At 42.5% G+C, this 23640-nt stretch carries 15 protein-coding genes; 4 read left to right on the forward strand and 11 right to left on the reverse strand.

Going from position 1 to position 23640, the window contains the following annotated elements:
• Positions 1–228: 228 nt before the first annotated feature.
• The 6 genes from GXP67_RS12425 to GXP67_RS12450 all read right to left on the reverse strand — a co-directional run bounded on the left by GXP67_RS12425 (position 229) and on the right by GXP67_RS12450 (position 13572).
• Positions 229–3570, reverse strand: a complete 3342-nt coding sequence (locus tag GXP67_RS12425; RefSeq protein ID WP_162443412.1) for a VCBS repeat-containing protein — start codon at positions 3568–3570, stop codon at positions 229–231.
• A 265-nt stretch (positions 3571–3835) separates the two neighbouring features.
• Positions 3836–5302 (reverse strand): RagB/SusD family nutrient uptake outer membrane protein, encoded by a 1467-nt coding sequence (locus GXP67_RS12430; RefSeq protein WP_162443413.1) that lies wholly within the window; start codon positions 5300–5302, stop codon positions 3836–3838.
• 54 nt (positions 5303–5356) lie between these two features.
• Complete coding sequence (locus tag GXP67_RS12435; protein WP_162443414.1) at positions 5357–8950, reverse strand: SusC/RagA family TonB-linked outer membrane protein; 3594 nt, start codon at positions 8948–8950, stop codon at positions 5357–5359.
• A 105-nt stretch (positions 8951–9055) separates the two neighbouring features.
• Complete coding sequence (locus GXP67_RS12440; RefSeq protein WP_162443415.1) at positions 9056–10039, reverse strand: FecR family protein; 984 nt, start codon at positions 10037–10039, stop codon at positions 9056–9058.
• A 51-nt stretch (positions 10040–10090) separates the two neighbouring features.
• A complete protein-coding gene (locus tag GXP67_RS12445; protein ID WP_232065189.1) occupies positions 10091–10774 on the reverse strand; it encodes an RNA polymerase sigma-70 factor in 684 nt (227 codons plus the stop codon).
• Positions 10775–11004: 230 nt separating this feature from the next.
• Positions 11005–13572 (reverse strand): glycoside hydrolase family 95 protein, encoded by a 2568-nt coding sequence (locus tag GXP67_RS12450; protein WP_162443416.1) that lies wholly within the window; start codon positions 13570–13572, stop codon positions 11005–11007.
• A gap of 1217 nt (positions 13573–14789) precedes the next feature.
• Here GXP67_RS12450 and GXP67_RS12455 point away from each other — a divergent pair.
• The 3 genes from GXP67_RS12455 to GXP67_RS12465 all read left to right on the forward strand — a co-directional run bounded on the left by GXP67_RS12455 (position 14790) and on the right by GXP67_RS12465 (position 16938).
• Complete coding sequence (locus tag GXP67_RS12455; protein ID WP_162443417.1) at positions 14790–14993, forward strand: hypothetical protein; 204 nt, start codon at positions 14790–14792, stop codon at positions 14991–14993.
• A 154-nt stretch (positions 14994–15147) separates the two neighbouring features.
• Complete coding sequence (locus GXP67_RS12460; RefSeq protein WP_162443418.1) at positions 15148–15921, forward strand: SDR family NAD(P)-dependent oxidoreductase; 774 nt, start codon at positions 15148–15150, stop codon at positions 15919–15921.
• Positions 15922–16017: 96 nt separating this feature from the next.
• Positions 16018–16938 (forward strand): AraC family transcriptional regulator, encoded by a 921-nt coding sequence (locus GXP67_RS12465; RefSeq protein WP_162443419.1) that lies wholly within the window; start codon positions 16018–16020, stop codon positions 16936–16938.
• 79 nt (positions 16939–17017) lie between these two features.
• On the opposite strand, the gene GXP67_RS12470 is transcribed toward GXP67_RS12465, so the two are convergent.
• The 5 genes from GXP67_RS12470 to GXP67_RS12490 form a co-directional block, all read right to left on the reverse strand.
• Complete coding sequence (locus GXP67_RS12470; protein ID WP_162443420.1) at positions 17018–17935, reverse strand: helix-turn-helix domain-containing protein; 918 nt, start codon at positions 17933–17935, stop codon at positions 17018–17020.
• A gap of 25 nt (positions 17936–17960) precedes the next feature.
• Positions 17961–18887: an N-acyl homoserine lactonase family protein gene (locus tag GXP67_RS12475; RefSeq protein ID WP_197901684.1), complete on the reverse strand. Its 927-nt coding sequence runs from the start codon at positions 18885–18887 to the stop codon at positions 17961–17963.
• An 80-nt stretch (positions 18888–18967) separates the two neighbouring features.
• Positions 18968–19810, reverse strand: coding sequence for an SDR family NAD(P)-dependent oxidoreductase (locus tag GXP67_RS12480; RefSeq protein ID WP_162443421.1), 843 nt, complete (start codon positions 19808–19810; stop codon positions 18968–18970).
• Between the two features lie 121 nt (positions 19811–19931).
• Positions 19932–20858: a helix-turn-helix domain-containing protein gene (locus GXP67_RS12485; RefSeq protein ID WP_162443422.1), complete on the reverse strand. Its 927-nt coding sequence runs from the start codon at positions 20856–20858 to the stop codon at positions 19932–19934.
• A 98-nt stretch (positions 20859–20956) separates the two neighbouring features.
• Positions 20957–21838 carry an SDR family NAD(P)-dependent oxidoreductase gene (locus GXP67_RS12490; RefSeq protein ID WP_162443423.1) on the reverse strand — a complete coding sequence of 294 codons (882 nt, stop codon included), beginning with the start codon at positions 21836–21838 and terminating at the stop codon, positions 20957–20959.
• A gap of 586 nt (positions 21839–22424) precedes the next feature.
• Here GXP67_RS12490 and GXP67_RS12495 point away from each other — a divergent pair.
• Positions 22425–23556 (forward strand): IS3 family transposase gene (locus GXP67_RS12495; protein WP_232064550.1). Its coding sequence is split into 2 segments (ribosomal slippage): positions 22425–22699 and positions 22698–23556, totalling 1134 coding nucleotides; the frame shifts between segments, so codons are not numbered across the junction.
• The last annotated feature ends 84 nt before the right edge of the window (positions 23557–23640 follow it).

Here is a 23640-nt window from a genome sequence, read left to right on the forward strand (position 1 = left end):
AACACATCCAAATATACATGTTAGGAAGCATGGCAAATACACTATATATTTTAGGAGAGTACTCATAAAATAAATTTAAGTAACAGTTTTTATAATCAAATTCTTGTTAGTGCTTTACTCAAAGGTGTACATTCCTGCAACCGTTTAAGACCTTTGCTCCAAGAAATGCTGTCCTTATAAGGTCGGAAGAACTAGCTTCCCAGAATACACACCTACTTTGAGAGAATTTCAATTTGAGCCAGACTTACGCTTCCCATTCCAGCGAATAATTCGCAAGGGTGCCGCATTAGAACCTATCACAAAGCTTTTCTTTCCTTTTACTTCAATCTCAATAGAAGAGCGGGTATCTTCCTGAATAAAGAAACCACTATGGGAGTAAGGTAATTTTGTAAACTGTCCATATCCGTTACCTATAAGCACAAGGCTGGGGGAGGCATCATATCTGCCGGTCATAAAATCAGGGGTATGATCATTGCCAAATAGTAAAACATCCCTATTCCCATCGTTATTAAAATCACCAGTCTGTATGGATTGCACTGGCGCAAACTGCGCTTCTATAGGTAGTGGATGAAATAAAAATTGCCAGTTGCCTTTGTTTTCAATGTACATGGAACGCATTTCATTTGCCTCCAACCTGTTAAAACTAGCAGTTTCCTCTTTCGGGAATATCCCAGCAAATGTTTGTATGGCAAAAGATTGGTAATTATTAAAACGGGCTTTAATGGCGGGGTACACACTAGCTATTTGGTCACGGCCTGCCAAGGTGTACTCTTGCTTATCCAAAAAATAAGTAATTATGGGTAGAACAGAAATATCGGATAATGGTTTGGCATAGAGTCTGACAGGCGTAGCATTCCAACGGTTGTTTAGTCCCAGATTACCGGCGATAAAATCCTGGTCGCCGTCTCCATCAAAATCTCCTTTTTCAATACTATACCACCATCCGCTCCGCTCGCTTAAACTAGAACTTTCTATTTTTTCCAAAGTTAATCCTTTGTTATTTTTAAATATAGAGACGGGCATGAATTCCCCTACAACCATAAGTTCCGGAAAATGATCATTATCTATATCTATCCATAAAGCATCTGTAACCATCCCTACCCTGCTAAGCACAGGACATACCTTTTGGGTAATGTTGGTGAAATTTCCTTTTCCGTCGTTCAATAAAATAAAACTTTCTGGTATAAGCGGATAACGTCCCGGAACTACTCTGCCTCCCACAAATAAATCTGTATCACCATCCCCGTCAAAGTCGGCTGGCTGTACACAGCTACCACTTGCATACTCAACAGGCATACTTCTTTCGCTACGGATAAAGTTTCCACGTCCGTCATTCAGATACAACCGGTCCTGGTAAGTAGCTGTCAGAGGGTTATATTCGTTTCCGCCGGATACTACATATAAATCCAGATCCTTATCATTATCAGCATCAAAGAGCGAGCCCTGAGCATCTTCAAAGCCTGGGTCTGGCATATCTTTACTAATAAATGTTCCATCATTCTGTTGAAAAAACAATTTTCCCGCAATAGAAGCTGCACCACTCATCCAGAAGTCTTGCAGCTCATCCCCATTCATATCTCCACTAGCCAGTTGAGGTCCGTTCCTGGAAAACCGGTGAGGAACTAGCGGCTCCAGATTGAAGTCTTCAAACTTGTTTTCCTGATGAATGATATCCAGGCCTGCGGATGCAGTGATGTCTGTAAAAAGAGGGGATGCGGACATAGTATCTGTCACAATTGAAAAATCAACCGGTTTGGCTCCCGCATTCCCATGCTCCAGAATGAGCGTCTGATTGGCAACAATGCCAGTTATTTGTTGGTATCGGCCATCAGGCCATACAATTTCCAGTATAGTAAGTAGGGTATCTTCTCCTAAACCTATATGCATTTTGTCTTCTTGGGTAGATTGAAAGCCACGGTATGGATTGTGCTCTAGGTATTGCTGGTTTCGACCATGCACTACTTTTACTTTTGTACCTTGAGAGAAATGTCCTTTTAACCGGAGAGCCAGGTAGTTGTTTTTGTGAAATTGCTCACTGTTGTTTCTAAACACAAATGGCTCAGCATTAATGTTATTGGTCACTAGGTCTAGGTCACCGTCATTATCCAGGTCAGCTAGTACAGTGCCATTGGAAAAACCTTTTTTATCCAGTCCCCACGCCCGGCTCTTATCTTCAAATGTTAAATCCCCTTTGTTCCGGAAAACGAAATTAGGCTTATCTACTGTTTCCAGCTTTTCTAACTCTTTTATCAATTGCCTTTTAACTTCGTCGTAATCGTATGAACTTCGGTTGAACTGCCCGCTGCGGTACATGGTAAAATCTATATTGGTGATATCTTTTGGAATGCCATTGGAAACAAAAAGGTCTTTCCAGCCATCATTATCCAAATCAGCAAACAAAGCAGACCAGCTCCAGTCAGTTTTATAAACACCTGCCAGCTGTCCAATCTCAGAAAACGAAATGTCACCATTGGGAAGCAAGCCATTATGAAGTTGCAACGTATTTCTGGAATACTGAGGAAGATAACCCTGTTGCAGCGAATAATTAAATACATAATTACTAATGCCAATACTCATCAATTTCTGGCGTTTGTTATCGTTAGGAAGCATATCTACCACATAGATATCTGGCAGCAAATCGTTGTTGAAGTCAGCTATATCGCATCCCATGGCAAAGCGGGAGGTATGCTTGATGTATTGCCGGGCTTTCTCTGTAAAGGTGCCATCCCCATTATTAATATACACCAAATCATCATAGGCATAATCGTTGGCAACATATATATCCGGCCAGTTATCATGGTTGAGGTCGGATATAGCTATTCCTAAGCCAAAACCTTCATTAATAATCCCGCTAGCCCTGCCGACTTCGGTAAAAGTAGTATTTTCGTTATTTCTGAACAGTTTATCGTTACTTGGAGCCGACCCATCCAGGGTTTTAGTTTTAGGATAATTAGGGTTTTTCTTTTCATGAAAATGGTTGAGCAAGTACATATCCAGGTCGCCATCCCGGTCGTAGTCAAAAAATGCTGCCTGGGTAGAGAATCCCTGGTAGTCAAGGCCATATTCCTTTGCTTTTTCTAAAAATTTTACTTTCCCCCCTTCCTGCTGCTTTCCGGAACTAATAAAAAGCTGGTTAGGCGAATGGGATAACCCGGCATGAGATACATATATATCCGGCCAGCCATCCCCGTTTACATCTGCTACACTCACGCCTGTACACCATCCACTCGTCTGAATGCCAGATGCACCAGTTATATCTTCAAACTGAAAATTACCTTTATTCATATACAACTTGCCCGCTACCTGATTTCCGGAAAAAAATAGGTCTGTGAGCCCATCGTTATTAAAGTCAGCTGCGGCTACTCCCCCACCATTATAAAAATAATCGTATTCAAAAATATTATTGTCAAAATCAGGCTTGAGTGTGTTTTCAAAAAAGATTCCACTCCTTTGTGAAGAAATAAGTTCAAATAATGTTTCTTCCGTTTTTTGTTTGTCAGAATCCCGACATGAAGACAATAAAGCAATTAGTACTCCCAACAATAAATATCTTTTTCGCAGAAACTTCATTAAGTAAATTATTAACATTTTCAGAAAGTCCTCCTGATTTGTGCATTTATAGCTTCCTAAATAGTAAGCTAAAACCTGTGAGAGTTATTAATCCTCACAGGTTTTAGCTTGTCTAATCATTGACTTTACCAAACTTATGTTTCATTATAAAAAACCATACATTAGTTTTTTCTAAAAAGTATAGTCATGTTGCGGCAACAGAAGTATAGACATAAAACCAATAAAAAGCTGTAGTTAAAATTTTAATACTAATAATCAAGTCTGGTTAATAACCTTCATTCTGACAAAGGTTTGGGTTTTGATCACGTTCCGACTGAGGGATAGGAAGCTTGTTATATTTGGGATCGTAGGGTTGGCCTTGGCCATCCTTTAAATCTTTAAGTCTACCGGTACGGGTGTAATAAAACCACATGTTGGGTTCCGTATTCAGTTCCCAACGGCGTTCGTTCATCAGGGCCCTCATAAATATCTCCCTATCGCTGGATACGACCAGATTGGGTAGTTTGGCCCGGCTTCTGACGGCATTGAGCTGAGCGTAGGCTTCCGTGGTTTTGCCTTGCTCAAACAGAATTTCGGCGTAATTGAGCAGGAACTCTGCGTAACGCATCAGCGGAACATTGGAGCCATCCACATCTCCGGATTTCCCCAGCCAATACTTGGTTGAAAAATCGACGTTCTTCTGGGTAAGCTTAAATGTAGTGCCAAGAATAACGGGTTCACTCATCCGCTCGCCTTTGTAGGTTTCCCCTTCTCGCACTATCAAGCTTCGTCTTTCGTCAAGGGGATCCATAGAGTTTCTCAAGTCCTGACCAAGAACCATTTCTCCCCAACCGCCAAACGGAGCATAATCGCCCGAAATACCATCAGGTGCGGTAAAGGCTCCGATTAGGGATCCGGTTTGAACTTGATTGGACCATTCGAAACCGCCATCCCTGTATTGCACTTCAAAGATAGACTCTCCGGTATTTTCAGGGGTTAACGCTTCCGAAAATGCAGCGCGTGGAGTAACCGCCAACTTATAATTATTCATAGCTATCAGGTCTTCAGAGGCTTTGGCGGCAGCTGCCCAGTCTTTTTTGTACATGTAGGCATTGGCCAGGAAAGCTAAGGCAGCGCCTTTGGTAGCCCGTCCATAGTTGGCGTCCCCCCATTCTGCCCGTGTGGGCAGGCTCTGGCTGGCAGTCGTTAAATCAGTGATCACCTGGTCCCATATCTGGTCTTCCGGGATACATCCTACTGTAGTTTGCGAGATAGAATAAGTCTCCAATAGCAGGGGCGCATTGCCGAAGGCGCGTGCAATATTAAAGTAAGCAAAGCCACGGAGAAACTTGGATTCTCCCTCAATTTTTGCTCTGTCAGTCTCGCTTAGCGTTGCCGGGGCTTCCTCCAGTTTTGCCAGAAGGGTATTTGTCCGGCTACCGATCATGTACATGGATTGCCAGTAATTTCTGATGGTTCCTTGCGTAGGAACCATGTAGGCAGTAAGCTCCATGGGTATGGTGCTCTTAGGACGTGCCTCCTGAGAAATATATCCCATCATTTGAGTCCAATCGCTGAATCTGAGCAATTCGGTGTAAGTTCCGATGATGAAGGAATTGAACTGCTCAGCCGTTTTAAAAAATGTAACGTCTGTGAACTGATTGGACGGAGGGTTGAATTCAAGAAATTTATCTTTGCACGACCACACTATAAGCAGGGTGAAAATTGCAGTATATACAAGTGTCTTTTTCATATATTTTTTAATAAGATTATTAAATGTTAAATTTATAATGGGGGGATTCAGCCATTAAAATTGAAAGTTGATCCCACCAGTGAACATCCTTGAGACTGGGTAACGGCCAAAATCAACGCCAGTCTGCAGGGCATTGCCCCTGCCATTGGAAACACGGCTTCCCATCTCCGGGTCATAACCACTATACTTGGTGAAAGTAAATAGGTTCTGAGCCGCTACATATATGCGGGCGCGGCTCATACGCACCATCTGGGAGATTGCTTCCGGAAGCGTGTATCCTAGTTGCACATTACGTACCCTAAGAAACGCGCCGTTTTCGATGTTAAAGTCCGAGAACCATCTGTTGGAAAGGGCAGCATCGTGGGTGTTGCGCGTAAAGGTATTGCTCCTGTTCTCAGGTGTCCAACTTTCCAATAAATCCGTCAAGCCGTTGTTAATTCCTCCGGCGGTGTTGCTGTACTTCATATGGTTCAGCCAGTATTTGGTTTGGTTAGCAATCTCAAGACCTGCCTGGCCATTCAGCAAGACGGAAAGGTCAAAGCCTTTGAAATTCACATTCATATTAAAGCCGAAAGTATATTTAGGCAGCCCGTTGCCGATAATCGTCCTGTCCCGGTCGGTAAGTACGCCATCGCCGTTCAGGTCTTTGTACCGGCGGTCACCGGGCTTTACATCTGCTAAGCCGCTCATGGCACTCGCATCTACTTCTTCCTGGGTCTGGAAAATGCCATCGGTCAAATAGCCGTAAAAACTGCCAACAGGCTCGCCTACTAATGTACGGGTTTCAGCCCCGCCATCATCGCCGGCCGAAATATTTGAAGAAACGTATCCGGTTTCGTTGCCGGTCAGTTTCGTTACTTTATTGGTCAGCGTAGCAAAATTGACGCCGGTAGAGAAACCAAGGTCTCCGAACTGGCGGGTATAACCCAGGGCAACTTCTATCCCGCTGTTCTTCATCGAGAACCCATTTCTAGTTATTTTATTATTCAGAACGCCCACATAGGCGGGAAGCGGGAATTCGCCAAGCATATCATCAATCTTCTTTACATAGTAATCGGCAGTCAGGCTGAGGCTGTTGTCCAGGAAAGTGGCATCGATACCAACATTGGCCTGGGTAGATGTTTCCCAACGAATATCAGCTGTACCAATCCTATCCTGATAAAAGCCCACAACTGGGTCCTGGTTCAGGCCTAAAGGATACCGTCTCCGGTTTCCCTCGTTGGCATATATACTTAGGTATTGAAAAGATGGTATACCTTGGTTACCTACCTCGCCATAACTGGCCCGCATTTTCAGCTGGCTAACAAATGGCATGGATGCCATAAAATTCTCTTCAGAAACCAACCAGCCTACGGAAACCGATGGGAATACCCCGTACTGATAATCGCCGTCGGGGTTGAAGTTGGAGGATCCGTCGCGGCGGATATTAGCTGTCAAGAGGTATTTACCAGCGTAGTCGTAGGTGACACGTCCTAAATAAGACAACAGCGCAAACTCGCCAGGTGCACCACCGGATACAGTCCGGTCGGAAAACAGCGCACCATCTACATATGGCTGGTCATTGGGGTTTTTTTGGGTGTTGATGCTGATCCCCTGGCTGGTGCCTTTCAGTGCATCAATACCAGCAAGGGCAGTTAAATTATGCTTGCCAAAAGATTTGCCGTACGAAATGGTGTTAATCCAGTTCCACTGATTGCCCTGGTTTGGCCCGGTCCATAATTGTGCATTACTTCCGTAAAGCCCCCTGCCCTCCAATATAGGCACCGGCATGCCTTTCCAAAAACTTTCACTGTTTCTATTGTAAAAAGTAAGGTTGATGGCCGAACGGACCTTGAGGCCCTTGATCAGTTCGTATTCCCCGAAAGCAGCGGCCAAAAATTCCTGCGATTTGTACTTTACTTCTCTCAACTTTTCATAAGCGTATGTCGGGTGACTTAAGCCTTGCGGGTACCAAACAGGAGTAGCGACGTTGGTAACGAAAACCGTTCCGTCGTAGCCATAATAATTATTACCAGTCGGATCGATGCTTCCATCAGGATTGATGCCGAACAGCCCTTCCTGGGGAGCAACCAGCGGAATGGTCGGTTGAGAAACCGCCGCCGTTATTAAACCGCCCTGGGTACTACTTCCATTTCCTCCGTCCGTCTGGGTTCCCCTCTTGTCCTCGAAGGCACCGTTTAGCGTGAGGCCTACTTTAAAACGGGGAGTGATATCGAAATCATTGTTTATCCGCGCCGTATAGCGTTTGTAATGTGATTGAGCTACAATACCTCCCTGATCGAAATAGCCCACCGACACCAGTGAGCGGGACTTTTCACTCCCACCCGATACATTCACGTTGTAGCTTTGAATGGGGGCCGATCTGAAGATTTCATCTTGCCAGTTGGTGTTGGGCACCGTGCTGGGGTTACTCCAGGCGGGATTGGGTTCTTTACCTGCGCTAACCAGATTTTCATTGGCGAGCCTGACAAATTGTGGTCCATTTAACAAATCCAGCTTCCGGGAGGCACTTTGGATACCTGCGTAGGCGTCCAGCGTTACCTGGATTTTTCCCGCCACACCGCGCTTTGTGGTGACGATTACTACGCCATTGCTCCCTCTCGAACCATATATGGCTGCCGAAGCCGCATCTTTGAGCACATCTATGCGGTCAATATCATTGGGGTTAATGGCATTCAATGACCCGTAGGGTACTCCGTCAACAATATACAAAGGCTCGTTGCTCCCATTGATGGAGCCCAGGCCACGGATTCTTACCGATACATTACCGCCGGGTTCGCCAGAGTTCTGGGTGACCTGTACGCCAGCTATTCTACCCTGCAACGTCTGATCCAGGCCTGTTACTGCCACACCGGCTATTTCCTTGGTCGTTACTGATCCAACTGCGCCGGTTACTTCGCGTTGTTTTTGCGTACCGTACCCAATTACTACTACCTCTGATAAGGTTTTAATATCGGGTATCAATTTTACATCAATGGTACTCTGCCCGTTAATAGGCATCTCTTCTGTGGTGTAGCCAATAAAACTAAAAAGCAATATACCGTTTTTCTGTTCATCGGGCACAGCTATAGCGTAAGCCCCTTCACTGTCAGTAGAAGTTCCTATGGTTGTACCTTTTAAAATTACACTTACTCCTGGCATTCCGTTGCCATTTTCATCGCTTACTTTACCCCTTATATTTACAGCAACTTGCATCTCTTCCCCTTTAAACGCCTCTTTTTCTGCGGTTTGACTTGCAGTAGCTTCAAGAGAATCTTGTATTAGATTGGGCTTATCAGAATAGACAGAAGCTGTTTTTTTATCAGCTTTGGGAGCCAACACCAGGTAAACATCTTTCCTGGTTTTCTTATACCGCAATCCTACTGCTTTGAGAACACCCGAAAGTTTTTCTTCAAAGCTTAAGTTGCTGTTGAGTACATCGGTTTCTATACTACGGCCATTTACCAATTTATCGTCAAAAACAATGTCTACCTGGTAGCGTTCTTTGAGAAGAAGCAATACATCCCGTAACGATTGTTTTTGCGGGTTTTTGCGTTCAATGGGCGGACTTTCCATACTGAGTGTCTGGGAAGAAACCAATGGAATAGGCATATAGAATGCCAGGCCCAGAAGAATAGCTCGGAGTAAATTAGTAAGTTTTCCGTTCATGTTGGTAGAAGAATAAATTAAAAAACAAATATCTTAACTACAAAAAATACAATTTTTAAAAGAGTATATTTTTATTATGTGCTTGCAGATACAAAGATGATGTAGTTATTCGCTGGCGTTGAGGATGTAAACCTTGTCTTGTTCAGTTACCTGAAGGCCGGATACATCAGAGAGCATTTCAAGCATTTCTTCAACATTATTGGCCTGAAAGGTTCCCGATATGCTCCTGTTGGCCAGGGCAGTATCAGGGATAGACACTTTTACACCAAAATTTTCTTCAATCAGATAAGTAATTTCCTTTAGAGAGGTTCGGTCAAAGATAAAACGCTTGTCTTTCCAGGCTGCATATTTCTCCACGCCTTGTACCAGTTGTTTTTGAAGTGCCCCTTTTTGGTCTAAAGAAACCATATCACCAGGAGCAATCGTGAGAGACTCATTTGAAGCATTGCTTACCCGGACTTTGCCTGTTTGTAGAATCACTTTGCTGCCCCTTGGCCTTGAGTAAACAATGAATTTTGTTCCCAGCACCTCTACAGACAACTGATTGGGAGTAGTTACAATAAATTTTTGATGGGTAGGCGTATGGGTAATTGAAAATTCAGCTTCCCCTTTCAGGTATACTTCCCTGTCTCCATAACCAAAACTAAAACGGGGCACACGAAGCGATGAATTGGCATTCAATGCTACCTGGCTATTGTCTTCAAGGGTGATACTTTTTATTTCACCGAATGCCGTTGTATAGGTTTTGTATAAAATAGCATCTTTCAAAAACCAGGCACTACAGGTCAGTAACAGCAACACAGAAGCGGCTACCATCCATGCCTTTATGTTGCGTTGAGGAGGTGTGTGTAACAACCTGACTTCTTTTTTCCGGCTTCCGGTTTTCAGATTAACCTTAAAGCGCTCGTAAGCCAGGTCCGTATCAGCCAGAAATTGAGGGTGTTCGTTTTCCCATTCTTTAAGCCATTCAAAAAACCATTCCCGGTTAGAGTCTTCTTCCAGCCACTCCTCTATCGCCTTCTTCTGCATAGGTGATGCATTCCCGGAGAAGAAGTTAAACAAAGTATTTTTGGAGAATTTCTGTTCCATAGTGGAGTATAGTCATCTGGTATTAGATAGATGAAAAAAAGCGCTTTTACCCTAACGCGTTAAGAGAAAATATAGTAAAACCGTTAAAACAGTTGTAAACTGGTGCTGCAGTACTTTGTGCAAAAGCTTAAGAACCTTTGTGATATGTGCCTCTACTGTTTTAATAGAAATTTTTAATTCTTCGGCAATAACTGAGTTCTTCTTTCCTTCAAACCGGCTCATCAGAAACACTCTTTGAACAGGCGGAGACAATAAATGGATGGTTTTTTCTATTTCCAGGTACAGCTCGTCATACTGGAGCAATTGATGCGGGGTTAGTACCGGGCAATTAATATCATGCTCACCCAGGGGCACCACTTTCTTACGGCTGAATTCAGTCCGTAAATGTTGAAATGCCTGATGCCGGACTGCCGTAAAGAGATAGGCCTGAAAAGAAGTAGTTACCTGTAGGTGAAGCTGCTTTTTGAAAAATTTTTCAAACACCTCCCCTACCAGGTCTTCGGCCAGTTCTTTGGAGTAAACATACCGGGCAGCATGGCTACACAAAGGCCGGTAGTATGCTTTAAAAAGAAGTTCGAAGCCTTTTTCCGGGTCATCCTCAAAAGTTTTCCGGATAAACCGCTCCTTATCAAGCAAGTTATCCTCTTTGTTTTCGCTTTCTGATCCGCACATGAAAGGGGCTGTCTTCCGATTGTCTTCTTTAAACAAGGTAGTGTTTTTCTGCATCGGTTGCATGAGTTGTAGCCTGGTAGCGCTTCTAGAGGGATAGATGCAAAAAGCACCCCTTTACCCTAATGAAAACAAAAAATTATAGAAATAATCCTGTTAGAAAAGCAAAATATTTTTATTGGTCAAGTGGAATTTCTGTATTGCTTCTTGTAATGATAACGGGTACACAGCCAGTATATTAATTCAGATACTGGCTGCCTGTTTTCTTTTGTTTTAAAACATTCCTATGACTGAACTTATAGATCAGTAGCATTTATGGTATACACGCCTCCTTTTTGGGTAGAAAAGGTGATTTCATTCTGATTGTTCTTTGTTTTCGCAATTTCCTGTCCATTCAAAAACACTTTTACAGGTTTAGTTACCAGTAAACGGCACAAGCCGCCATTGTTTGAAGTAACTCTTGCCTCTGTCAGCTGATTTTTTTCCCATCTAATGTCTACTTCAAACCCATTTCTGGCACGTAGTCCGGATATAAAACCTGCCTGCCAGAACTTAGGCAATGCCGGAAGTAAATTTAACGCACCAGTATTACTCTGAAGCAGCATTTCGGCTACTACATTAGAAGATCCAAAAGTGCCGTCTAACTGATAAGCAGCACCAAAGAAGTTAGGTTTCATGCCATATTTGAGCTGATACTGGTGATGTTTGTAGGCTTCCTCTGCCTCACCTAAACGAAGCCACATCATGGCAATCCATACGCTTTGCCACCCCCCAAAACTTTTGCCATCCAGGTAACTGCCATAACTTTTATAGCGGTTTTTGGCTTCTTCCGTCACCGCATTCGGATTACCCTTAAGCCTTCTTTCCAACGATTTCCGGGCAGCTGCATACAAGTCTGGTGTCTGGGCATTGATCAAATTTCCGGGAAACAAGCTGTACAGATGCGAAATATGTCGGTGTCCGATTTCCGGCTCTTTATAGTCTTCTATCCATTCCTGCAAAATACCTGTCTGGGGGCTTATCTGTACAGGAGCAAGATTAGCCAGCGCTTTTTCCAGTTCGGCTTTAAACTGTGGATCAAAGGGCTTTCCGGGTGTACTCAAATCATCAATAGCTTGCAGGCAATTGGTAAACAATTCGCGGCATATCTGTATATCCATTGTTGCCCCATACGTAAATTGAAACTGACTGCCATCCTCTTTCTCAAAAGCATTTTCCGGCGAATGTGAAGGATTAGTGACTAGTTTACCTGCCATTGGCATCCCTTCTGGAATCGGCACCAGAAAGTCCAGGTAGAACTGGGCAACTCCTTTCATTAGAGGAAAGGCGCGTTCACGCAAAAAAGACTGATCACGCAAAAACAGGTAATGGTCAAACAGATGATGCGCCAGCCATCCCCCTCCCATTGGCCATATGCCTACTACCCCATCAACGGGCGAAGTCCGCCAGAATACATCTGTCAGGTGATGCACCACCCAGCCCCGTGCATTGTACATCACTTTAGCCGTATGTTTGCCATGCACAGCAAGCGAATCTATCAGTGAAAATAGCGGCAAGGTACATTCTGACAGATTCACCGCTTCGGCAGCCATGTAATTCATCTGCAGATTTATATTGATATGAAAATCTGAACTCCAGGGTGGGTTCATGCTTTGGTTCCAGATGCCTTGCAAATTGGCTGGTAATCCTCCTTTCCTGGATGAGGCAATTAACAGGTAGCGCCCATACTGAAAGAGTAGTTCAGACAGGTATGGGTCTTCAAAACTGTTTTTGATTACCCGTTCCAGCCGTTTATCCTGTGGCAGTTCATACGGGTTTGATTGAGCCGAAAGGTTAATCTTCACCCGATCATAGAGCGATTGATAATCTGCTAGGTGTGAACTGAACAGATCGGGCACTGTTTTGCTAACGGCTCTTTTGATGGTTTGAATACAAGCACTGGCAGGATTCTTCTGATAATAACTGGTAGCTGCTGTAATGTAAAGTACGAGTTCGCTCGCATCTTTTACAGTCATCACGCCGTTTTTGGCTACTGTGATTTTACCGGTGTTACTGACAGCTTTGACGTACGAACAGAACCTCATCCCGGCAGGTTTTTTAGTTTTATCGTTCAGGCGGTTTATACGTCCTTGCATGGCGATAGCATTTGGCTCGGAAGTAGAAGCTGAAGACATTGCATCCCTTTCCCGCATCAATTTAATCCGGAGGTTAAGGTTGCTGGGTTTATCACAAACAATCCGGATCACAATCACGCTATCTGGGTTGGAGGCAAATACCTCCCGGCGGTAATTGATCCCCCTATGTTGAAACTGCGTAACGGCTACCGCCGAATCCAGGCTCAGCCAACGCCGGTAATTAGTGTACACCGTATCCGCCTTATCTTGTATCTGCTCAATAAACAGATCGCCCAGGGATTGATAGGGATTGATACGAAGGGGTATGCCAAGCATTGTTTTCTCGGCTAACTGTTCGGCTTCATCTATTTTACCAGCAAACATCAATTGCTGAATCCGGGGCAGCGATTTAGCCGACAGCGGATTAGTGGCATCACGTGGATAGCCGTCCCATAGACTTGATTCATTGAGCTGTATTCTTTCTCCAAAAACACCACCAAATACCATAGCACCTAACCGGCCGTTTCCAACGGGGATAGCTTCAAACCATCCCTTCTCTTCAAAACGAAATGGATTTGTAAATTCTTCTGCTTTATAACTGAATTCTTTCGGCTGAAAGGCTGGCGTATCAAACCACAACAACATAGGTTTTTGCTGCGAAAAAGCCTGGCTAAAAAAAGCTTGAATGACCAGTAGTGCGAAAAAAATATGGCGGTAGTTTCTTAAAACAGTTATGTAAATAAAATGCATATATAGTAAAAGAAAGAAATTTAAAATGCTTTATAAATTTTATGTCCTGATATTCATAAGTTGTCCAGAATAATCCAGTCTGTACATTAAAGGTTTGGATAGAATTTTCTCATAAACCCGTAGGTTGTTTGGTTGCTTCCAGGTCAGACGCTTAAACAGGTTAAGGTTTTTGTGCATCGGTTTGATGAGTTGTAGCCTGGTATTGCTTCTAGAAGTTATAGATGCATAAAGTGCTTGCCTACCCTAATGAAAACAAAAAATATAGAAATATCAGAGTATATTTCTGGATCACCTTCTTCGAATATCTGTCTCGACTGTCGCAGGGCCCTTCTGAAAAAAAGATTCAGGAATAGCTATCGAGCTTATTGATGCCTTTGAGCATGGGTATCGTAAAAGGATAAGAACTTTCTCTGTAAGGATTAGTTGCCTGCTAAAGTTTGAGCGTACTTCAAGGAGCATACCTTGCAAAAGAGGATCTCAGTTGAGTGGGTAGTCTACAAGAAGTAAGTGTTAAAAGGGTTAATAGAACCCCTTACGAGGACGGTAACAAAAACTCATCTTTTTTAGCTAACGTTACTTTGATTTTTTTAACCAGTATTTGTAACTGCTGCCAATATGGCTGATTTTGCAGGAAGGGCATTATGATCATTTGATGGTTGAGTTACTTCAAAGACAGGTATACCTTTACTATCCTTTTATACTATACAGTTGCATACCACATGCCATCACTTTAATAAAATTTGATTCAAGATAGACCGATTGAGAATTTTTTTGGTTGAATGAGCCAACAAATCAATTCAAATTAAATTAAAAGTGAACTATTCGGTGAACTAGTTTTAGTATATACTTGTAAGTATTTGATAATTAAATATTTAATAATATTATGACGCACCCTACACGTCCACTTGATAAAAAGCACTTATGAGATATAATCTTATAAGTGCTTTTTATTTACATACAAATTACATACAAATTACATACAAATATTGAAATTATGTATCTTAATAGACTGTACTTAATTAGGCATCTACTATTAAAAGTAGAATAGAATCTCAATGGGATAATGCTAAGTACCATCCTACCCCTTTTCCAATTAGTATACTATGTGAGCAAAAACTCACTTACAAAGATGAAACCAAAGCCTTTCTGGTTATTCCTTTTTTCAGTCCCTTGGATGGTCAAATCAACGCATTGGCATAGAATTAAACCGTTATGACATGGTTTTATATGAAGATAGTCAAAGGAAAATGCCTGTTGTACTTATTGAAACCAAACGCAAGTACGATGGATCAGCCCTTGCTTTGCAACAAATAAAAAATTATGCTAAAAATGCTGGTGTAAGCACCATGAAGTATCTGTTTGTATCAGATGGATTGCTGTACTGGTTGCTGGAGAGAGACTTCATATATGAACTTTTCTAATTTAATGTTTTGATTTGATTACTTTCTGAAAAATTATTAAGTATAATTCAATGTTAAGACATCCCTGTCATTTTGGTTACAAATGTCCTTGATTTGGTTATCTTGAAAAAATAATAATTTCTGAGTTTTGCACTGTTCATTAATTATTATTCTTATGGAAAATCAAATTGGATCATCCGCAAACAATCAATTAGTTGCCCTTGTAACGGGTGCTAACCAGGGCGTAGGCTTTCAGATCGCAAAAGCGCTTGCCGCTCATGGATATAGTGTATATGTGGGATCGCGTAACTTAAAAAATGGAGAAAAGGCGGCTGCTAAAATGGGTATTAATGCCTATGCTATCCAACTGGATGTAAATCAGCAGGCTTCTATAATTGCTGCCGTAGCGCAAATTGAGAAAGAACATGGACACCTGGATCTGCTTGTCAACAATGCAGGTATATCCCATGCAGGCAAGCCTGGCCGCACATTGGAAGAAATAACTGAGGATGGCCGCGCCAGTACCGCCTCGCTGGCTGAGGTACGGACGGTCTGGGAAACCAATGTATTTGGAGTTATTGCTGTTACACAAGCCATGCTGCCTTTGCTTCGAAAATCATCAGCAGCCCGTATTGTCAATGTATCCAGTGGCCTGGGTTCACTTACCTGGATATCTGATCCCGCATGCTGGGCTAGAGAACATTTTGGTGTTGTGTATGCTGCCTCTAAATCGGCCCTTAATGCCATTACTATGGCTTTTGCTATCGAACTGGAAAAAGAAAATATCAAGGTCAATGCAGTTAGTCCCGGCTTTACAGCCACAGCGCTGAATAATTTTCAGGGCACCGACTCACTGGAGGTAGGTTCGCGTGAACCAGTCCGGGTGGCATTGGAAACCAACGGCCCGACCGCTACCTTTACCGGGCCTGAAGGTTCTCTTCCTTGGTAATCAATGTTCATCAGGTACACTAAAGCACAGTATACCAAAATATAATATATGACCGGTGACTGCAACACTCATCGGTCATAGTTAGTATCTTTCCACATGAAAAGTGAAACGCCAAAAGTCAGAAAATTAGAGTCTATCCCAGACATGCATAAGATGTTGGGACTTCCAGGCCCCATTCATCCCTTGATTAGTTTGCTGGATGCCACAAAAGCACAAATCGATTTAAACCAACTACCGACCAGCTATGTGGCAGGTTTCTATAAGATCTCTTTCATCACCAAATTGAGTGGCAAGTTCAGGTATGGTCAGGGCTATTATGATTTTGATGAAGGTAGCATAGTATTCACTGCTCCCAATCAGGTTGTAGGCAGCGTTCGGGAAAAGTATGAGAATAATCAAGCATATTCGCTAATCATTCACCCAGATTTCCTGCAAGGCTATCCGTTGGCCAACAAGATCAAAAACTACGGTTTCTTTTCATACGCCAGCAATGAGGCGCTGCACCTGTCTGAGCAGGAAAGAGCCACTATGATGTCTATCTATACCATCTTAGGCGAAGAATTAAACAGCCGCATCGATGACTTTAGCCATGAGGTAATTATTGCTCAGATTGAGTTGCTGCTCAGTTACGCCAAGCGTTTTTATAAGCGTCAGTTCTTAACCCGGCAGGCAGTGAGTAGTGATCTGCTTGAGCAATTGGAAGGGTTGCTAAATACGTATTTTGCAGATAATAAGTCACTTAATCACGGTGTGCCTACCGTACAATATCTGGCGGAACACTTGAATGTTACCCCCAATTACTTAAGCGATATGCTGCGTTCGCTCACCGGCCTGAATGCACAACAGCATATCCATCAAAAGCTGATCGAAAGATCAAAAGAACTGTTGTCTACCACAAACCTGACCATCAGCGAGGTGGCTTACCAATTAGGTTTTGAACATCCGCAATCGTTCAGCAGGCTGTTCAAAATGAAAACCCATACATCGCCTGTGCAATTCAGATCAGCTTTCAATTGATGGCATCCACACACAAGTTTGTTGCTTGTAGGCGAACAGATGATTCACGACAAGGTTGAAAGGTTATTCGGGGCTCCTCTTAATAAAACGATTGCCTGAATTCCAAAGGCGAAAGTTGTGTTTTTGCTTTAAATAATTTGCTGAACGATTGCGGGTGTTCAAAGCCTAACTCGTAGGCTATTTCACTCACCGATAAGCTAGTAGTGGATAGCCGCTCTTTGGCCTTCTCAAGCAGTCTATTGTGAATATGCCCTTGAGTCGTTTGCCCAGTTAGTGCTTTCAGCAAACTGCCTAGGTAATTGGGAGATACGTTAAGTGACGCTGCGATGTATTGGGCGGTGGGCAAACCTTTCTCCAGTAGGTTATCGGTTTTGAAACTCTCCTCCAGCACCATTTCCAATTTTTCAAGCAGTTGATGGCTGCTCTTTTGCCGGGTAATAAACTGCCTTCCATAAAACCGGTCACTATAACTCAGGAGCAACTCTATCTGGGCAATAATGATTTTCTGACTAAATTTATCAATATTGGCATGATATTCCTGCCCAATATTCAGCATAAGTTCAGTAATAATAGCCTCCTCCCTTTCCGACATAAACAAAGCTTCATTCACTGCATAGCCGAAAAAATCGTATTGTTTGATAGTTTTCGCAAGTGAGGTATTCCACAAAAAATCGGGATGAAAAAGCAGGAGAAAACCGGTTGGTTTTACGTCGGGCTTTACTACAGCAAGATGCACTAACTGGCCTGGCGCCACAAACGATAGTAATCCTTCGTCAAAATCATATGGCTGTTGCCCATAGCGGAACTTGCCCTGAATATTCCGCTTCAATCCGATAGAATAAAAGTTTTGTACCCAGCTGATTTCCTTTTCATGAGTTTGATAATCTACCAGACCATAATCCACCAGACTCACTAGTAGATGTTCAGGTTTGGGTAATCCGCTCATTTTATGAAACTCGCTGATGGAATTAAATGTGTATACATGTTCGTTTTTCATAGCTACTTATGAAATAGTGAAACCATTACTCTATAAAGGAAGACGCCTGTGGAATAGTTGCCATTTGTACCATATCATGATTAAGCCAAAGTTGGGCTTTTTCCGTTTGTACAATCACCTCCACACGCTTCATAGAGTTCAGGGATTGCGTATAATCACTATTCATACTAGGTACACAGTGGTTTTCCAGGTTATATGTAAAATGTGCCACATCCCCAGCTAGCATCACCGGACCTATTTTGGGTAATCGAATTAATAAGGAGCAATGCCCTGGCGTATGTCCTGGTGTGGAAATAACCTTTATGCTTCCATCTCCATACACATCATAATCGCCATTCATTAACTTCATTTTTGCTCTTTTTAAGTTTTCATAAAGGGAAGGCAGGTATCCATAGCGCGCATAGTCAGGCCCAAACATTGCTTTATATTCTTGATACTGAGTATACCAGGTAGCCTTAGGAAACAACTTTGTATTTCCTATATGGTCGAAATGAGCATGCGATAAAATTACTTTGCTAATAGCTTCCGGAGCTATGCCAATATCTGCAAGTTGGGAACGAATGGTTCTCACCACCACAGCCCGTATGTTATGGGCGATTACCTTGCCTCCTGGTTCTTGTATGATATCATCTTCTATGCCTGTATCCCACAAAATCCATTCATCCTGGCGCCTTATCAGGTAGGCATGGCAGCAAAGGGTGATTTGCTCGCCTTTCCATTTTCCGGGTGTATACACAGATTTATCTGGGGCTATGGCAAATCCTCCATTGAGTAAGTAAAGCCTTTCAATAGCTCCAACATTCCCCACGATGGAACTTCCAGTATCTGATAATGCTTTCATGTGTTTTTGTCCTTTTGAAAAGCTATTCAATATAGTTATTACTTGTGGATCAAAGAATATACTTACCATTCCCAATCCTGCTCTGCCAATAAAATTCCGTCTTGTTTCCATAGTAGAGCTTTGGATATAGAAAAGACTGCCCTTCCCTGGTTTATTATTGCAACAGGGCGATCTTTCCGGTAAACAGTGAATTAACTGGAAAAATCTGTTGACAGACTCATGGCCTCAGTTGCCTCAAGTTCTTTTTGAAGAATTTCTAATTTTTGCTTTGCCATTCCATAAGAATCGCTTCCCATAAAGAAATGCAATGGAGGATTTTCACTTTCGGCTACTTGTATTAATGCAAGAGCTGCTTTTTGGGGGTCTCCAGGCTGGTTACCCGGAATGTCTTCCAGATGCATTCTGTCTAACTCTCTGGCTTCTTTGTAATCAGCAACTTGATGTTGGGCAAAGCGAAGAGAGCTTTTCAGTAAAAAGTTTGTTTTAAAATAGCCGGGATAAACAATGGTTGCTTTCACGCCCAGGGATTTAGCCTCTGCGGAAAAAGCTTCGCTAAGGCCGGCAACGGCGAATTTGGTAGCATTGTAAATGCCCCAGCCCGGAAAGGCACCTAAAAAGCCTGCAATCGAAGAAATGTTAATAATGTGTCCTGATTTCTTCTTGCGGAAATGGGGCATTGCACTTCTGATCACATTCAGCAAGCCAAATACATTGATGTCAAAATTCTCCCGGGCTTCTTTGTCACTCGATTCTTCCAGAGTACCTAATTGTCCATAGCCAGCGTTATTTACAACTACATCAATACCACCAAACGTTTCTATCGTTTTAGCAATGGCATGGCTTACACTAGTTTCGTCTGTCAAGTTTACTTCCAGAGGCAGGAAGTTTGCAGACTGATCTACTTCTTTTTGGAGGCTTTCAACTGTTCTGGAAGTGGCAGCTACCTGATAGCCTTCGGCCAACAATCTTTGTACTAAGGATAAACCTAATCCTTTTGATGCTCCGGTTACAAACCAAACTTTTTTTGTGTTCATTTTTTAAATGTTAAGTTTTGAAATGATTACACTACAAAGTTGGGTATGGAAGAACTGTTGGCTGTAGTCAAATCACAGGTTGTTGTATCCGAAACAATGATTATTAGAGTTACCTTAACTATTAGTTAAATGATTGCCTGAATTCCAGAGGAGTAACATTGGTTTTTGCCTTAAACAATTTGCTGAAGGATTGCGGATGCTCAAAACCCAACTCGTAGGCCACTTCACTTACCGATAAGCTAGTCGTAGACAGCTTTTCCTTGGCTTTCTCAATGAGTTTGCTATGAATATATTGCTGCGCATTCTGTCCGATCAGTAACCTCAGCATATCACTTAAGTAACTTGACGAAAGGTTCAGGTGTTCTGCAAGATAGCCAACGGTCGGTAATCCCTGGCTCAATGATGTATTATGTTTAAAATACTCTTCTACCAGGTCTTCCAGCTTTTGCAGCAACTCGTTACTTACTGCCTTACGGGTGAGGAACTGACGTTTATAAAATCGATTTGCGTAGTTGAGTAATAGTTCAATTTGTGAAATCACAACGTCCTGGCTGAAGTCATCAATCCGGCCCTTCAACTCATTTTGGATCAGCTTGAAAATAGAAATGATCGTCTCTTTCTCTTCTTCTGAAAGATGCAAAGCTTCATTGGTCGAATAAGAAAAAAAGCCATACTGCCTTATCTTTTTAGCCAGAGGATATCCCAGAAAAAAATCCGGGTGTATGAGCAAGGCATAGAGTGAACAGTCTTCTTTCGTATTCTCATCGTCACCAGCGCCGATTATTTGATTGGGAGAAGCGAATAATAAACCTCCTTCATCAAAATCGTAATAATGCTGCCCGTATCTTAATCTTCCACTGAGTTTTGACTTATAGGATATTTTATAAAAATTCAATACATGGGAGCCGGATGGACTGTTTACCACGTCCCCATTATTGGCACTGCCTATCAGACTGATCAATGGATGCTGGGGCTTAGGTAAACCAAAAGCCCGGTGTGCGTCCGATATGGAAGCAAATGTATGATGGTTACTCTCTACTTTTTTCATAGTGACACTTTCTAAAACTAAAACGATAACCGATACTATCGATAAATATCGGCTATCATGGATCTATTATCAAGAGATTTTTGTCCTTTCCCAATCCTTTATTTTGCTTGCCCTTGGGCTGAACTGGAAACTTCTTCCCACTCCTCCCAGGTCGCTAGGCGCTCCGCATAAGCGGTACGCACCCAGGGCAAATTGTGACTGCCGAGGAAGAACCGTAGGGGTGGATTTTCTGAATCCACTACTTTGAATATGGCTTCTGGTGTCGCATTCGGATCGCCTCTTTCCAATCCCTTTAAACGGTCGAAAAACCGGGCTTTGAAATCAGCGTAGAAGTCGAGGCCTTCTGCAAACTTCAAGGATTCTTGACTTCCAAACTCAGTAGCATAGGCGCCCGGTTCTATGATCGTTACCTTAATACCAAATGGTTTCACCTCTGTGGCCAGGCTTTCGTGTATAGCCTCAAATGCCCATTTAGAGGAACAGTAATAGCCAATCACTGGCAAAGTCACATGGCCCAGATTGCTCGACACACCCAATATGTGTCCATTCCCTTGCTTCCGCAGTAAAGGCAGGGCTGCCTGGATAACAGAGACCGCACCTAAAATATTGGTTTCATACAACTGCCGTATCTCATCAGCTTTCGCTTCCTCGATGGTACCAACAAGTGAATAGCCGGCATTATTGAGAACGATATCCAGCCTTCCAAATTGAGCATACGCTTGTTCCAGGGCGGTCTTTACCTGATCAGGCCTGGTCACGTCAAGTTGTAGTGTCAGAACCTTATCACCGTATTTTTCTTTAAAATCGGCAATGCTTGACAACTTTCTCGCAGTAGCGGCAACTTTGTCTCCACGCTTGAGGGCAGCTTCGGTCCACACGCGTCCAAAACCCCGGGAAGCACCTGTGATGAACCAAACTTTATTAGATGTAGCTGGCCTTGAGGCATCTCCAACATTTGCATTTTCATTTTGATGTGCCATAATTTTTGATTTGAAATTTTATGATATGGCAAAGGTGAGCATGTTTGATTTGTTGATTGTATCCAAAATGAGGGTGTTTGTAGTTAAAATGAGAATCCAGTACAATACTGAAGATAAGTTTCGATTCGGGTCATCGTTAAATGATTGCCTGAATGCTAGAGCGAAAAATTAGACTTTGCCTTGAAAAAGTTTGCTGAATGATTGCGAATGTTCGAATCCCTAATTCATAGACTATTTCGCTTTGATGCCCTCTCAATGAGAGTTATGAGCTAGGGATTCCTCACCCTTAAGACCTTCTAATACAATGCGTATTTTCTGTTAGGCTAAATAATTATCGCTTAGTTTGCCTCCAGACATCTTTAATGACAAATAAAACTGGCCTTGCTTTTTGGGCTACCCGGTAGAATTGGTGGTGGGGACATTACTTATTTTGGATATAATCTAGAATATAAATAAGTTAGAAAACTATCTCTTCATTTCCCTACACTCTCTCCAGTTTCATACAACTGGTCTATAGTGTACCCCAAAAATGGGACAGATAGTTAAGATGGAAACTAATAACTTAACTATTTGAAAAATACAACTAATGGAAAACAAACGCAAGCGCTACTCAGCCGAGTTTAAGTTCAAAGTAGCTTTAGAGGCTGTTAAAGAAAGACAAACGATAAGTGAGCTGACAGCAAAGTTCGGAGTACATTCTACCCAAATAGGTCTTTGGAAAAAGCAACTTTTGCAAGAGGGGATGGAAGTCTTTAAAGAAGAAACCAAAGGGAAAAAAGAAAATCAGCAATCATTGTTAGACCGACTATACCAGCAGATTGGCCAGTTACAGGTAGAACTTGACTGGCTTAAAAAAAAATCAGGTGTGGGATAATTCTCAGAAACGATTGCTAATAGATCCGACCCATTCCGGTCTCAGTATCGCAAGGCAGTGTGAACTGCTGGGCTTACATCGTTCGGGATATTATTACCGACCTTGCGAAGAAAGTGAGGAAAACCTATTGCTAATGCGTCTGTTAGACGAACAGTACATGGACACTCCCTATTATGGCATTCGGCGAATGCAGTGGTTTCTAGGACAGAAAGGTTATCAGGTAAATCATAAGAGAGTTTCCAGATTGCTTAGGACAATGGGGTTAGAAGCAGTTTATCCTAAGCCAAACTTGAGTAAAGCAAATCCGACACATAAAATTTATCCCTACCTGTTGAGAGGAGTAAAAATAAAGCAAGTCAATCAGGTATGGAGTACAGATATCACTTATATCCCAATGGCCAAAGGATTCATGTATTTAGTAGCCGTCATGGATTGGTACTCTAGGTTTGTATTAGCCTGGCAGTTAAGCAACTCATTAGAAGTAGATTTTTGTCTGGATGCATTAGAAAGCTCTTTTCAATACGGAAAGCCACAGATTTTCAACTCAGATCAGGGATCGCAGTTTACAGCTACGGCTTTTACTGATAAGTTATCAACTAGAGACATTCGTATTTCTATGGATGGCAGAGGTAGAGCTTTAGATAATGTTTTTATTGAACGATTGTGGCGCAATGTTAAATATGAATACGTATATTTATGTGCTCCCATTAATGGAAAGGAACTTTGGTCGGGTATCGATCAATACTTTACCCGCTATAACTATCAGCGGCCACATCAGTCGTTAGATTACCTTACTCCTGCTCAGGTATATTTTCAGACCAACACAGGAAAAGTGCAAATATAGTGAGAAACTTATCCATCTTATTTCTCACCGATTGCTGTCCGAACATCAGGGTACACCTCAGTCTCTCTCGAAAAAGTGGACATT

Origin of the sequence: Rhodocytophaga rosea, assembly GCF_010119975.1 — a bacterium.
Lineage (GTDB): Bacteria > Bacteroidota > Bacteroidia > Cytophagales > 172606-1 > Rhodocytophaga > Rhodocytophaga rosea.